Genomic DNA, 13,917 nt, shown 5'->3' with positions numbered 1-13,917 from the left:
ATATCTGAATAATTTTCAATGCTTCAAATTTAGTACTTGAATTACCCTTCGCGTTCTGAAAGGGTTTTGAGGATACCAGCCAATTTGCCGCCTCCGCTTTGCAATGCCGATACGACATTTTTCGCAGGAGATTGCAACAAGCCAACGATTTCCCCGATTAATTCTTGTCTTGATTTCAGGGTCAAGAGCGTATCTAATTGATTTTCGCCAATGAAAAGGCTATACTCAACCGAAGCACCTTTAAGCTTCAATTTGTCGTTGCCTGATTCTTTACGAAATTCTTTGATCAATTTAGCAGCTACTTTGCCTGACTCTTGGTGAAACATGATGCCAGAGAAACCAGTCAAAACGCTTTCGTTGAATGGTGTATAATCTGTATCTAGTGTTTCAAGTGCCTTTGCAATCAGCGTGTTTTTAACAACACGATACTCTACTCCTTGGTTAAAACACTTACGGCGTAAGTTATTTGTTTCTCCAACTGTCATGCCTGCGGCATCAACAATATAGAAGTAAGGAATCGCCTTGAACTTGTCGCTGAGTTCCTCTATGATAACGGCTTTTTCTTCGCGTGTCATAATTATATTCCTGCAATCGTGCTTTTATCGATGATGACACCTGGACTCATTGTGCTTGAGAGGTGTACGCTTTTTACGTAAGTACCTTTAGCCGAAGAAGGTTTAAGCCTCATTAAAGTCGCAATCAACTCTTGAGCATTTTGGGCAATTTTATCAGGACCAAAAGATACACGGCCGATACTAGCGTGGATAATACCAAACTTGTCAACCTTGAAATCAATTTTACCTGCTTTTACCTCTTTTACTGCTTTACCAACTTCCAACGTTACCGTACCTGACTTAGGGTTAGGCATCAAGCCACGAGGACCTAAGATTTTACCCAAACGGCCAATTTTGGCCATTACAGTTGGCATTGTAATGATTACGTCCACATCAGTCCATCCTTTTTCGATTTTCTGAATAAACTCATCCAACCCAACGAAGTCAGCACCAGCTTCTTTTGCTTCGGCTTCTTTATCAGGCGAACAAAGTACCAATACACGTACTTCACGACCTGTACCGTGTGGTAAAGCCACCACGCCACGAACCATTTGGTCTGCTTTGCGGGGGTCAACACCCAAACGCACATCAATATCTACCGAAGCATCAAACTTCGTGTAGGTGATGTCTTTCAGAATTTCTGCAGCTTTCTCGAACGAGTACTCGATTTTAGCATCGTATTTCGCTAAAGCTTCTTTTCTTTTTTTAGTCAACTTTGCCATTGTTCAAAATGTCTTTACGTCCGCTTCGTGATTAGTTATCCCAAGGGGCTTTACCTGATACTGTAATCCCCATACTACGTGCTGTACCTGCAATCATTTTCATTGCGGATTCTATCGTAAAGCAGTTCAAATCTGGCATCTTTGTTTCAGCAATCGTTTTCACTTGATCCCAGCTAACTGAACCCACTTTCTTACGGTTAGGTTGAGCTGAACCAAGTTTAATTTTTGCAGCCTCCAAAAGCAAGATAGGTGCTGGTGGAGTTTTGATAACAAATTCAAATGATTTGTCTTTGTAGTACGTAATTACAACGGGTAAGATTACACCCATTTTGTCCTGCGTACGACCGTTAAATTGCTTGCAGAACTCCATGATGTTCAAACCCTTAGAACCAAGTGCTGGTCCAATTGGGGGGGAAGGATTGGCTTGGCCACCTTTCACTTGCAGTTTGACGTAACCTGCTACTTCTTTCGCCATCGTTTTAAAACGTTTAAATTGGCGTTACCGGTTCGGACGTACGGCTGATAGACAACATGGAAGCTTTTTGTCTCGTACTCCCGGCAACATTCTGAAAAATCAGCTCTCTTTTTCGACTTGTGCGTAACCCAACTCCACGGGCGTACTACGCCCGAATATTTTCACGACGACATTAAGCTTCTTCTTGTCGTCAAAAATTTCTTCTACTGTTCCGATAAAGCCACTGAAAGGTCCGTCGGTAATTTTAACACTCTCGCCTTTTAAGAAACTTACTTTTGGCGCTTCAACTTCTTCTACCGCATCTTCGACCTTACCTAAAATCCGATTGATTTCCGACTGACGCAACGGAACTGGTATTTTTGAGTTACCACTGGTATTTCCCAAAAAGCCCAATACACCTGGCATTGTCGTAATAAGGTGATGTGTTTCTCCTTTTGCCAAATCGGCCGAAATGATGATGTACCCAGGGAAAAAGTTCTTCTCGCGGATGCGTTTCTTACCGTTACGCATTTCGACAATTTTTTCCGTTGGAATTAAAATTTCGGGAATAGCTTCTTGAAGGCCTTGTCTGACGATTTCATTTTCAAGATAAGATTTAATCTTTTTTTCTTGACCAGACACAGCCCGGATAACGTACCAATTCAGATTACTCATACCTGCTCAACGTTTGGATAACCGGGGCAAAACCCTAGAATGACTGATAAATGAAATTGAGAGCGTTCTCAAATAGGAAGTCCATGAGACCTACCACTGCCGCAAAAATAAGCGAGCCGAGGAGTACAAGTGTTGTACTAGATTGAAGGTCATTAAGCTTGGGCCAAGTGACATTGTGCCGAACCTCGTCCCATGAGGCTTTAAAAAATTCTACAATTGAGTTCATTTTGCGCAAAAGTTGCACGGGCACCAGGACTCGAACCCAGACCGAAGGTTTTGGAGACCTTAGTTCTACCTTTAAACTATGCCCGTGTATATAATACTTCTTGAAATCGGACTGCAAAAGTATGAAACATTTTTTTCAATTGCAACCTTTTACAAAAAAAATCATTTGCGCGATAAAATTTGTTTCACTAAAACCAAACTTAGAAGCGTCAAAATTCCGCCCATTGCAAACGGAGCACCTGGAAAAATAACGGGGGCAGCCGTGGTGGTAAAATAAGCAAACAAACTCGTCATCATCACTGGCCCCACAACGGCCGTTAAACTCATCAAACTCGTAAGCGCTCCTCTGAGCTCTCCTTGCTCATTGGCAGGCACCTCATTTGACATAATGGCTTGAAGCGCAGGTGTGGCAATTCCTCCTAATGCGGCTAAAATGGTAATGGCAAACAGCATCCAACCTTGGTTGGCGAAGGCGTACATAAAAAAGCTGATACCGTAGGCGCTTAACCCCCAATAAATGGATTTTGTGTTGCCCAAACGGGGGATAATCGTACGGGTTAAACCACCTTGTACAAGAGCAGCCATTACGCCTACAAATGCCAGTGAATATCCGACCCATTTTTCGTCCCAGCCAAATCTTTCCATGGTAAAGTAAGTCCATGTACTCTGCGTGGCATAACCTGCGATATAAATCAACACCAGTGGAATAACCAAACCAAAAATAACAGGGTACTTTTTTAAATGGCGCAATGAACCCACAGGATTAGCCCGCTTCCAATCAAACGGACGGCGGTTTTCGGGAAGCAGTGATTCTGGAAGTACAAAATACCCATATACCCAATTTAAAAGTGCCAAGCCCGCCGACACAAAAAACGGAACACGGGCGCCATACTGACCAAGAAGCCCTCCAAGCATGGGACCGATGATAAATCCTAAGCCGAAAGCTGCGCCAATCAATCCAAAATTTTGGGCTCTTTTTTCAGGTGGGCTCACATCCGCAATGTACGCGCCTGCTGTGGTAAAACTTGCCCCCAAAACGCCAGCAATGAGACGTCCTACAAACAACCATCCTATACTCGGGGCAAAACCCAAGAAGATATAATCTATTCCAAATCCAAAAAGAGAGGCTAATAACACAGGCCGACGCCCGTATTGGTCGCTTAAACCACCCAAAATTGGAGAAAATATAAACTGCATTACCGAATACGCAAACGTGAGCCAACCTCCGTATAAAGAGGCTTGGGATAAATCACCATGAATGAGCTCGGTAATCAATTTAGGAAATACGGGAATAATTATCCCAATACCTGTTACGTCAATCAGTAACGTTATAAAGATAAATAAAAGGGCAGAGTTGCGTTTTTCAGCCATATAAAGGGGACAACAAAGGTACAAAAGTAGCAAAAAATCAGGAGATTGGCACTTGCGCCGACGCATGAGTTCCTTTTCCGTTGGATTCAATCTGCCACGTGCCTCTGAGCGACGAAATTCTTTCTTGAATATTTCCTAAACCTTTTCCTTGGTGATTGTAATCTTGCATTCCTACTCCATCATCCTCAATGTCAAGGTGTAAGTGATTGTCTTGTTCATAAAGACGAACCACCGCTTCTTTCGCTCTTGAATGCTTGATAATGTTATTAATCAACTCCAATGAAATGCTGTATAGCTCAAATTCAACTTGTTTATCGTATTTTTTATCGAGGTTTATCTCGGTTTTAAATCGAGTTCTATTATTTCGGTTAAGCTTTTCTGTCAGTTTCTCCACGCTTATTGCTAACCCATCGGCTTCTAAATTTTCGGGCACGAGGTTATGACTCAAAAACCGCACCCGCTGCTGTGCCTCATTGGTCATTTCGACCAACGACTCATACACGTGTTGTTCCTGCTCCGTCAGGCTCTCGGAGTTGATTGATGCTAATGTCCAACGAATCGCAGAGAGCGTCCCGCCTAAGGAATCATGCAAATCAGCAGCAACCCGCTTGCGTTCAATGGTTTGTCCTTTGATTTGGGCTTTTGAAATTTCTTCATTTTGGGTTTGTAACGTATGAATAAGCTCTTTTTGGGATTGTTCGCGTTCCTCGCGCGTTCGGCGATAATCATCCGCCAATGCCCACATAAAAAAGACCATTTCAAACATACTTCCAATGTGCATGGCGTTAATGACAAACAGATTAGGTTTTAAGTAAGCCAAAGTCCAAAGCAAAACAACTATTACCCCAATAAAATAAGAAAGCGTTCCGAAAAGGTAATAAATCGCCGAAGGATTGCCTCGTCGATAACTCACAATGCAGGAAATAGAAACCAAACAGAAAAAAACAATGATGATAGCGCACGAATAAACGTTGGGGCTAATAAGTCCTTCAAAAAAGAAAATCCAAATACTTAGCACTACCGATGCAATCGCATCTATTCGCATCAGCTTGTAAAGGGTAGGGGCTAATACGCGCAAGTGAAGCGCATGGGCATAAAACAACACCCCTAAAAAGTTGCTAATAACGACCGCAATCACAATGCTATAGCCTTTCATCCAGACGTGGTTTGGCCACAATAGCTGGTCGATGATACCGTATCCTCCTACAACGGCCACCAATAAGTATCCCATTAAAAAGAGGAGATAAAGCAAGAAGTTGCGCTCTTTGGTTACCAATAAAAATACCAATTGCACGACAATCATGCAAATTACAAACCCTAAATGCCCGCTCCAAAACCAGAGTTCATCGAGGTAGGTCTCGTAAAAATGATATGTTTCGGCAACTCTAAACTGGATTTTTTTGGCGTCTCCTGTACGTAACTTAATATAGACAGAATACAACACATGGGGAGCAAGCTCTAAAGGAATGGCACACTGATGCACATTGATATTTCGCTGATAGCCTGGGATAGCTTCTTTTAAGGTCTGGTGATTAACTTCCCCCGTTTGTTCATTAAAAACAAACACATCAAGCTCTTCCACCATAGGATAATCATTTGAAATTACCCAATGAATCTGTCGATCTGTTTGTTTTTTTACCTTGAAACGCAGCCAAACATCTTGGTCGTTAAAACCTAAATCAGCAGAAATGCCTAGAGGTTGCTTGAAGAAAAAAGAGGAATCTTTTCGTAGCTGTTGAACTGTCAGTTTTTGAGAAGTATCGGCAAGATACTCAAGCGCAGGATGCTTCCATAGCTCTGTATCTACCATTTTATCAGTAAGATATAATACAGGAACTTGTGCACGAACTTTAATCGTACACATCCACCCTAATAGTATCCCAACAACAACTAGCCTTAATGGTATCATTTGACCCGAGAAAACGAACGCCAATGTACTCAGTTAATCACAAAATAAAAAGGGAAGCCCTTACGAGCTTCCCTTTTTTATAGTTTGGTGTATCCCTTTGAATTAAAGGATTTCAGTTACCTGACCAGCACCTACCGTACGTCCACCTTCACGAATCGCGAAACGAAGACCTTTTTCCATTGCAATTGAGTTGATAAGCTCAACAGTGATTGTCAAGTTATCACCAGGCATAACCATCTCAACGCCAGCTGGCAAAGTGATGATACCTGTTACGTCAGTTGTACGGAAATAGAACTGCGGACGGTAGTTGTTAAAGAATGGTGTGTGACGACCACCTTCTTCTTTTGACAAGATATAAACCTCAGCTTTGAATTTGTCGTGAGGCTTAACCGAACCTGGCTTACAGATAACCATACCACGACGGATATCTGATTTTTCAATACCACGGAGGAGCAAACCTACGTTGTCACCAGCTTCACCACGGTCAAGGATTTTACGGAACATTTCAACCCCAGTCACAGTTGACTTAAGGTTTTCAGCTCCCATACCCAAGATTTCTACAGGCTCACCAGAGTTGATGATACCACGCTCGATACGGCCTGTTGCTACAGTACCACGACCAGTGATCGTGAACACGTCTTCAACTGGCATCAAGAATGGCTTATCTGTATCACGAGCAGGAGTTGGGATAAAGCTATCCACAGCTTCCATCAAGGCGTCGATAGTAGCAACCCATTTCGCATCACCGTTCAAACCACCAAGCGCTGAACCTTGAATAACTGGAATGTTATCGCCGTCGAATTCGTAGAATGACAACAATTCACGGATTTCCATTTCAACAAGTTCCAACAACTCTGGATCGTCAACCATGTCAACTTTGTTCATGAAAACGACCAACTGAGGTACACCTACCTGACGAGCAAGAAGGATGTGCTCACGAGTTTGTGGCATTGGACCGTCAGTAGCAGCTACTACAAGGATGGCACCGTCCATTTGGGCAGCACCAGTTACCATGTTTTTCACGTAGTCGGCGTGACCTGGACAGTCAACGTGAGCATAGTGACGGTTTACTGTTTGATATTCTACGTGCGCAGTGTTGATAGTGATACCGCGCTCTTTTTCTTCTGGAGCGGAGTCAATCGACGAGAAATCTTTCTTTTCTGCCAAACCTTTTTCTGAAAGAACTTTGGTGATAGCAGCAGTCAAAGTAGTTTTACCGTGGTCAACGTGACCGATTGTACCTACGTTTACGTGAGGTTTACTCCGGTCGAATTGTTCTTTTGCCATTGTTTTATTAACTAAAATTTGGTTTTGTATTAATTATGGATTTACAGAGAAAACTTGAGTGTCCAGAGTTTTACGGTAAATGACGACCATAGCTATCACTACTACCGCGAAAAGAACTCCTAATTGTTAACTATTTTTTCTGCCAGAGCCGTTACGGGGATTTGAACCCCGGGCCTCTTCCTTACCAAGGAAGTGCTCTACCCCTGAGCTATAACGGCTTTTCAACAAAAAAGTTAATCGCTATTCGTTAACAGTTATTTGTAGTTAAAACTTCCAATTAACAATTAACAAGTAACAATTAACTTGCTATGGAGCGACAAAATCCTATGAGGTAAATGTTTGCAACTTTTCAAGTTACGACTCCATTTTGAGCGGGAGACGGGGCTCGAACCCGCCACCTGAAGCTTGGAAGGCTACCGCTCTACCAAATGAGCTACTCCCGCTGATATTCTTATGTAAAAAGGTGGGGGCGGATGGATTCGAACCACCGAAGACGTACGTCAGCAGATTTACAGTCTGCCCCATTTGGCCACTCTGGTACACCCCCTTCTTATTTTCAAAAAACTTCCAAAAGACTTTGTTGTCGTTTTTGGAGTCGCAAATGTATGCCGTTTTTAATTCAGTTCAAACTTTTAGGCAAAAAAAAACAAACTTTTTTTTCAAGAAAAATAATTACGGTGCTTCTAAACCATCTTCACAAGCACCGTAATTGCCTAATTGTTAGCACTATAAACGAATACCAAAACTAATCATTCGTGCGGCAGGTCCTTTGTTAGTTTGAAACAGTTCACCTAAGTCATACTGCATAAAAAGGTCAGGAAAATGGCGAATACCCAACTCGGCACCGAACCCATATCGAAAGTTATTAAGGTAGTAGTTGGAGTGAATTCGCTCCGAACGTCCTTTTCTAGTCTCTTGGGTTTTAGTGTAGCTGTCGAGCCGATAGCCTGCATACATCCCAGCGCTAAAGTACGAAATTGGGCCTCGGTGAATCGCCAGCGTTGGCATCAAAGATAGGTTGATGTAAGCCGCCGTGAGTTTGGACTTATGTAGGTCTTTTGAGGCCGTAGGAAAGCTAATGGCATTGGCATCTTTACGGACGGTATTGTTTCCGTCAAACATCAAATTGTACCACGCGACATCTACGCCCAAATCAAGCCCCAGTGAAGCATCTTTTCCTCGGCTGATGGCCGCGCCTCTTACCCAGCTTAAGCTTACAAATCGCGAACCCCAAGGTAATAAATCATAATCTTCCTTGTTGTAAGCAAGCGGCGTATTTTGGGCGTAGGTGTTCAGTCCGACGAGTACATCAAAGCCATTTCGAGGACTTTTATAACGTCGGGTTACGCTTCTCGTGATTTTACCATCGTCGTGACTAGACGACGCATCATTGTCTTTTTCGTACTTTTCTTCCTTCTTTTCTGTCGAAGAACTAGAAGGTGAGTCGTTAATGGAAATTTTAATCTCACCATCCTTACGGCTAACCACTAACACCGTGTCTTTTAAATACTTACGACCATTTTGTTCATTAATATAAATGTAGGTTTCCTTACCACTAGAATCAAGTGTAGCTCCCAAATCGCGGATGATTTTGTTAAGATCATACTGTTTTAAGTTACGAATTTCGGACTTGTCTTTGGCTTGAACGATGAGTCGGGTATTGTTCCCAAACTGAACAATGAGCGTATCTCCCTGAACGGTGTACTTTTCGGCGTAGGCTGCAATGCTAGTCACTACGGTTAAAACGATGGCTGTTATTACATTTTTCATGGCTATATTAATTATTGAAGTTGTCATTACGGTCTGATATTATTACTGGGTTATTTACCTATTGCTTTGGCAACGAGCTTGTTTGGATGAAAACCGACCTCATCCCAATCGACTTTTTCCCCGTTTTTGGCATTTTTAAGCTGTTGCCATACTTTCGCCATTCTTGTCGATTTACGAGGTTGGTTTAATAAATCGGTCTCAGAAGACGGTACACTAACTGATGAGTTGGTTTCTACTTCCTTGGATGCCACTAATGCTTCCTTTGATTGGGTATTTTCTTTCAACGCAGGCAATTGAAGAACTACCGTTTTTTCTACTGGTTTTGCTACCTCCGCTACGGCGTTTGTCAACGTTGTTGATTTCACAGCATCCTCTACTTTCACCGAATGTTGAGACTCGGCAGTAGGGGTAGTCACCACCTGCGCAATCTGCGACTCTTGTATCGGCGACAGCTGCTCTAACTTTGTTTCTTCCCGCATTTTCACTGGGGCTTTTGCTACCGCTTTCGGCACCGTTGGCGCTACCGTTGTTTTATTTGTTGCTTGAGGCATAACTTCATTGCTGGCCAATGCCTGAGGGAGCGCTGTCGTTATCGGTGACGATTCGATTACTTTAGTTGGAGGCGCTGTTGCTTTTTTAGCTGTCGTCCCTGATAAAGCAACTGTTGTATCACTGGGTTGGCTCATCAGCCACCAGCCGCCGCCTGCCATAAGCAATAAGCTCACGCCAGCCGCTGCCAGCCAAGGGCCTTGCTGCCACCAGCCTATTCGGCGCTCTTTGGTTTGTAACCTTTGTTGAAACTTTTGAAAAGCTTCATCGCGAGGGGTTATTTCAGCGTCGCGAAGTTTGCGCGAGAACAACTCATCAACCGGATGCTTTTTCATATTTTTAGTGTTTTAAGCTTTCCATTTTAAACCTTCTACTTCAGAAACCATTTGTTGCAACAAAGCCCTTGCACGATGCAATTGAGACTTTGAGGTACTTTCATTTATCCCTAACTGTTCGGCAATCTCAGCGTGAGAATACCCTTCAATGGCATACAAGTTGAAAACCGTCCGATAGCCAGTAGGCAACTTTGCCAAGATGGCCATCAAATCTTCCACTTCTAGGTTGTTTTCAATACCTTCAAAGTGAACCTGCTGGTGTACTTCGGGGGCATCAATGTCGATTTCGATGTGGCGCCGCGTCCGTAAGCGCATCAAGGCTTCATTGGTAATAAGGCGCCTCATCCATCCCTCAAAACTCCCTTCTCCTTTGTATTGGTCAATTCGTTCAAAAACCTTCATAAATCCCTCTATCATTACATCCTCAGCTTCCATCTGATCAGTCAGGTAACGTACACAAACTGCCAACATTCGAGCGGAGTACTTCTCGTAGAAATACCGCTGCGCCTTGGGATCGCCTTTTTGTAAGGCTCTGACCAGTTGGCCCTCGTTTGTGAATAGTTGTAATATTTTCACCATGTTTAGGCTGTTTCAATGGGTAGATGCAAAAAACAAATAGAAAGGTTGCACGGGGTTTGAAAATTTTTTTTGGGTTACAACCGTTATTACCTCAACAGCGTCATAGTCCTAGTTTTTACCAAAAAAATCTACTGCTATGACAAGAGCCTTAAGCCCTGAAACAAACATGAAATCGTCTTCTTTTTTCCAAAGCATAATGGTCATTGCGGCCACGCTTTTTTTACTTTGGGCAGCCTTGGGTTGCACCTCTTCGAGTAATGCTGATGAAGTGACTCCCATCGGTATCCCATCGAAGTTTTCTAACCAAACCAACGAATTTGCTTTTGAGTTTTTCAAAACATTAAACAACGAAACCGCTCAAAAAAGCAAAAACGTTTTTGTATCTCCCTTGAGCTTGCACACCGCCCTCGGGATGCTCCTCAACGGCGCCAATGGCAAAACCGCCGACGAAATCCAGCAAACACTCAAACTTAGCGGAATCTCGACAGCCGAAGCCAACGAAGTGTATCAGAAATTGATGGAAGCTCTTCCGCAAGCCGACCCTAAAGTTACACTTGGTCTGGCCAATTCGGTATGGTATCGGAATACGTTCCAGCCAGAAACGAATTTCCTAAATACCATGAAATCGTGGTTCAAGGCTGACGTCACTTCTTACACTGGGAGTGATGCTTCTCCTCTCAACCAATGGGCAAGCGACAAAACCAACGGAAAGATAAAAAAAGTACTGGACAACATCGAACCCCAAATGGTGATGTTTTTGATGAATGCGCTCTATTTTAAGGGTGATTGGAAAACCAGCTTTGCTGAAAAATTAACATCTGACTACCCATTCCAACTGACCGATACCCAAACGAAAAACGTGAAAATGATGTTTTTGGAAGATAATGTCAGGGTTGGGACTCGCGCTACTTACTTTGCTTATGAACTTCCCTATGGCAACGGCCAATATACCATGACGGTGATTGTCCCTAAAGATGGCAATCAAGTCGCTAATTTGATTGCCAATTTTTCGGCCAACGAATGGTCACAGTTACAAGAATCAATGAAAGAGGTTCCAAAAGCTAAGATTGGATTACCCAAGTTTACTTTAGAATACGAAGTAAAGCTAAACAGTGTTCTTCAAACCATGGGAATGCCAACGGCTTTTATCCCTGGTGTTGCTGATTTGACCAAAATTAGTTCTAAGGGTGGCTTAAACGTCGGATTTGTGAAACAAAACACCTTCGTAGCCGTCGATGAAAAAGGAACGGAAGCCGCAGCCGTTACGACCATTGGCGTTGAATTAACTTCGGCAGGGCCTAACAATTACTACCACGCCGACCGCCCGTTTATGTTTGTCATCAGTGAAAAAACGTCTAATACCGTTTTGTTTATGGGCAAAATGCTTGATCCTTCTTAATCCTGAATAGACGATAGTCAGACCAGCCAAAGCGCACAGTCTGACTATCGTCTGGCTGTGCGCTTTGGAACAAACAGTACGGCATCTGCGACAACGATTCCATCCGCATTTTGGTTGGTTATTTCGACAAAATTTCCGTTCCCTTTGACCAACGAAAAACTCCCTACTCGAATCCAGTCACTCACTTGTTCGCGGGTCGAAATGACCAGTTCTTGCTCTTGATTCCCTGCTTTTACTTTTAACTTTGTTTTACTTGCTTTGGACTGATTTTGGGCATCGCCCGGGTTGCCTCCGCCCCCCGTTGGGTTAGGGTTATAGATGTATAGTTCGTATTCTCCATTTTGGGAAATTTCGGGCGTAAACCGAACTGATTTTGCTGTTTTTCCAAGGGAGTTATCGGTCAACTGCGTTGCGGCATACTTACTTCCCGTTTTCAGGGTTTGCCAATCGCCTACTACTTGGATATTTGTAGGAGTAACATCGTTATCCAATAAAATTTCGGGTTGACTACCATCCACGAGCGGATTGGTTTTTAGCGTTCTTTGAAGTGTTTCAATGTCTATTTCTTGAATAGCTTTTTTACTGTTGATAGCCTGAACTGCCGCCATCGCCGCCGCTTGCCCAAGTGCCATAAAAACAGGTTCCATCCGAATAGAACCGTAGGCAATGTGCGTCGCCGATAAGCATACGGGGACAAACAAGTTTTGGCATTCTGCCTTGCGAGGAATCAATGACCGATAGTTAATCGGGTAGGGGGGAAAACCACCCACTTGTACATCGCCCTCGTTGCGAACCTCCATTTTTCCCGTGGCGGGGTTTTTGAAAAGTATCCGCTGACAGTTGTGCGAATCCATGGTGTAGGCCGCCATTCCAACGCCATCTTTTACTATTTCTCGGCCTTCACAATTATGCTGCGTCATCACGTATTCTCCCACCATTCGGCGCGCTTCTCGGACGTAGATTTGGTGCGAAAAGTGGTTATTGTCAAGGTACTCATCTTTTGGGTATCCCCATTCGAGCATTTGTTGACGCAAATGTTGGGGCATTCTGGGGTCGTGGCCTACGAAATACAAAAAGCCCTTGGTGTAGTCTTCGTGCTCTTTGATGATTTTTTTTCGAGTTTGGTAATCAGCTTCGGCAAACGAATGATTCATGCCAATCATATCCGTTGAAAAACCTCCTTTGTTGTTAATATCCGTCTTTGAATTGGGCATATCAGCAATGTGCAATACCCCCCAATTGATGTGCGCTGGTTTCTCAACTGCCACTTGGCGCAACAACAATTCATACTTCGTTGAGTCATAGCGCGCTGGCTTGGTAATTGGGATTCGATTGGCAGGGTCTTTGGTCAAACATAACCGAAAATTATAGGCTTGCAATAGCTTATCACCCGAACCCGTTTGGGCTAATGCTGCCGTAGAAATTCCCCACAGCAACCCGCTTGAAGAATCGCTAGGAGTTTTGTACGGGTCAATGCCTTCGGGGAATTGGTGTTTGTCGTGCATTTGTACCCCATTCCACGTTTCGTTGTATTGGCTATTGGCTTCACGACCAACGATATAACTAACTCCAGCTTGGGCCATCAAATCGCCTTCATAGGTGCAGTCGATAAACATTTTAGCTTTGACGAGACGAACTTTTTCACCTTTTGATTCGGAAGCGGTTACTTCAATGGACTGAATTTTTTCTCCTTGTTTTTGAACCTTTACCAAACGATGTTCGAGCCAAACAGGTACGTTAGCGCTTTTGATGTAGTCATTAAATAATTGCTCGGCAACGTGTGGCTCAAACGTCCATTGTTCAAATTTGCCGTAATGCTGGCCAATGCGACGGTAAAAATCACGGGCTACGCCCATAATCGCGTACTTATTTCCAATATCGGTTTGGCCCAATCCACCCGAACTAAGGCCGCCCAAATGCCGACTAGGCTCAATCAAAAGGACTTTTTTTCCTGATTTGGCCGCAGTATAAGCGGCAATGACGCCCGCCGAAGTTCCGCCATATACACAGACATCTACCTCTTGCGCATGGCTTTGATACGCACACTGAATAAGAACGCTAAGTAAGACCAGTAGGTGTTTTTTCATT

Annotated in this window: 13 protein-coding genes and 4 tRNA genes; 1 reads left to right on the top strand and 16 read right to left on the bottom strand. The window is 43.4% G+C overall.

What is annotated here, in order from left to right:
• Positions 1 to 41: 41 nt before the first annotated feature.
• From rplJ to K339_RS0103510, 15 genes are all read right to left on the bottom strand, one after another.
• Positions 42 to 575: a 50S ribosomal protein L10 gene (rplJ, locus tag K339_RS0103580; RefSeq protein WP_028522386.1), complete on the bottom strand. Its 534-nt coding sequence runs from the start codon at positions 573 to 575 to the stop codon at positions 42 to 44.
• Between the two features lie 2 nt (positions 576 to 577).
• A complete protein-coding gene (gene rplA, locus K339_RS0103575; RefSeq protein WP_028522385.1) occupies positions 578 to 1,276 on the bottom strand; it encodes a 50S ribosomal protein L1 in 699 nt (232 codons plus the stop codon).
• A 31-nt stretch (positions 1,277 to 1,307) separates the two neighbouring features.
• Positions 1,308 to 1,751, bottom strand: coding sequence for a 50S ribosomal protein L11 (gene rplK / locus K339_RS0103570; protein WP_028522384.1), 444 nt, complete (start codon positions 1,749 to 1,751; stop codon positions 1,308 to 1,310).
• A 99-nt stretch (positions 1,752 to 1,850) separates the two neighbouring features.
• Positions 1,851 to 2,405, bottom strand: a complete 555-nt coding sequence (gene nusG / locus K339_RS0103565; protein ID WP_028522383.1) for a transcription termination/antitermination protein NusG — start codon at positions 2,403 to 2,405, stop codon at positions 1,851 to 1,853.
• Between the two features lie 34 nt (positions 2,406 to 2,439).
• A complete protein-coding gene (gene secE / locus K339_RS0103560) occupies positions 2,440 to 2,631 on the bottom strand; it encodes a preprotein translocase subunit SecE (protein ID WP_028522382.1) in 192 nt (63 codons plus the stop codon).
• A gap of 15 nt (positions 2,632 to 2,646) precedes the next feature.
• Positions 2,647 to 2,717 (bottom strand) — tRNA-Trp (locus K339_RS0103555).
• Between the two features lie 75 nt (positions 2,718 to 2,792).
• Positions 2,793 to 4,001 carry a TCR/Tet family MFS transporter gene (locus tag K339_RS0103550; protein ID WP_028522381.1) on the bottom strand — a complete coding sequence of 403 codons (1,209 nt, stop codon included), beginning with the start codon at positions 3,999 to 4,001 and terminating at the stop codon, positions 2,793 to 2,795.
• Between the two features lie 37 nt (positions 4,002 to 4,038).
• Positions 4,039 to 5,811, bottom strand: a complete 1,773-nt coding sequence (locus K339_RS35715; protein WP_169731809.1) for a sensor histidine kinase — start codon at positions 5,809 to 5,811, stop codon at positions 4,039 to 4,041.
• 201 nt (positions 5,812 to 6,012) lie between these two features.
• Positions 6,013 to 7,197, bottom strand: a complete 1,185-nt coding sequence (gene tuf / locus K339_RS0103540) for an elongation factor Tu (RefSeq protein ID WP_028522379.1) — start codon at positions 7,195 to 7,197, stop codon at positions 6,013 to 6,015.
• Between the two features lie 146 nt (positions 7,198 to 7,343).
• A tRNA-Thr gene (locus K339_RS0103535) sits at positions 7,344 to 7,415 on the bottom strand.
• A 152-nt stretch (positions 7,416 to 7,567) separates the two neighbouring features.
• A tRNA-Gly gene (locus tag K339_RS0103530) sits at positions 7,568 to 7,640 on the bottom strand.
• A 21-nt stretch (positions 7,641 to 7,661) separates the two neighbouring features.
• Positions 7,662 to 7,744 (bottom strand) — tRNA-Tyr (locus K339_RS0103525).
• Between the two features lie 179 nt (positions 7,745 to 7,923).
• Positions 7,924 to 8,967 (bottom strand): outer membrane beta-barrel protein, encoded by a 1,044-nt coding sequence (locus K339_RS0103520; RefSeq protein ID WP_028522378.1) that lies wholly within the window; start codon positions 8,965 to 8,967, stop codon positions 7,924 to 7,926.
• Positions 8,968 to 9,017: 50 nt separating this feature from the next.
• Complete coding sequence (locus K339_RS0103515) at positions 9,018 to 9,851, bottom strand: hypothetical protein (RefSeq protein ID WP_028522377.1); 834 nt, start codon at positions 9,849 to 9,851, stop codon at positions 9,018 to 9,020.
• A 12-nt stretch (positions 9,852 to 9,863) separates the two neighbouring features.
• Positions 9,864 to 10,430: an RNA polymerase sigma factor gene (locus K339_RS0103510; protein ID WP_028522376.1), complete on the bottom strand. Its 567-nt coding sequence runs from the start codon at positions 10,428 to 10,430 to the stop codon at positions 9,864 to 9,866.
• A 136-nt stretch (positions 10,431 to 10,566) separates the two neighbouring features.
• On the opposite strand from K339_RS0103510, the gene K339_RS0103505 reads away from it, so the two are divergent.
• The gene (locus K339_RS0103505) at positions 10,567 to 11,829 is read left to right on the top strand and encodes a serpin family protein (protein ID WP_229598689.1); all 1,263 of its coding nucleotides are present in this window, start codon (positions 10,567 to 10,569) and stop codon (positions 11,827 to 11,829) included.
• 44 nt (positions 11,830 to 11,873) lie between these two features.
• Here the strand turns inward: K339_RS0103505 and K339_RS0103500 are convergent, their stop codons facing one another.
• The gene (locus K339_RS0103500) at positions 11,874 to 13,916 is read right to left on the bottom strand and encodes an FAD-dependent oxidoreductase (RefSeq protein ID WP_028522374.1); all 2,043 of its coding nucleotides are present in this window, start codon (positions 13,914 to 13,916) and stop codon (positions 11,874 to 11,876) included.
• Between the last annotated feature and the right edge of the window lies 1 nt (position 13,917).

The organism is Runella limosa DSM 17973 (genome assembly GCF_000482465.1).
Lineage (GTDB): Bacteria > Bacteroidota > Bacteroidia > Cytophagales > Spirosomataceae > Runella > Runella limosa.
Note: the sequence above shows the minus strand (reverse complement) of the source record. Positions and strands in the feature narration are given on the sequence as shown.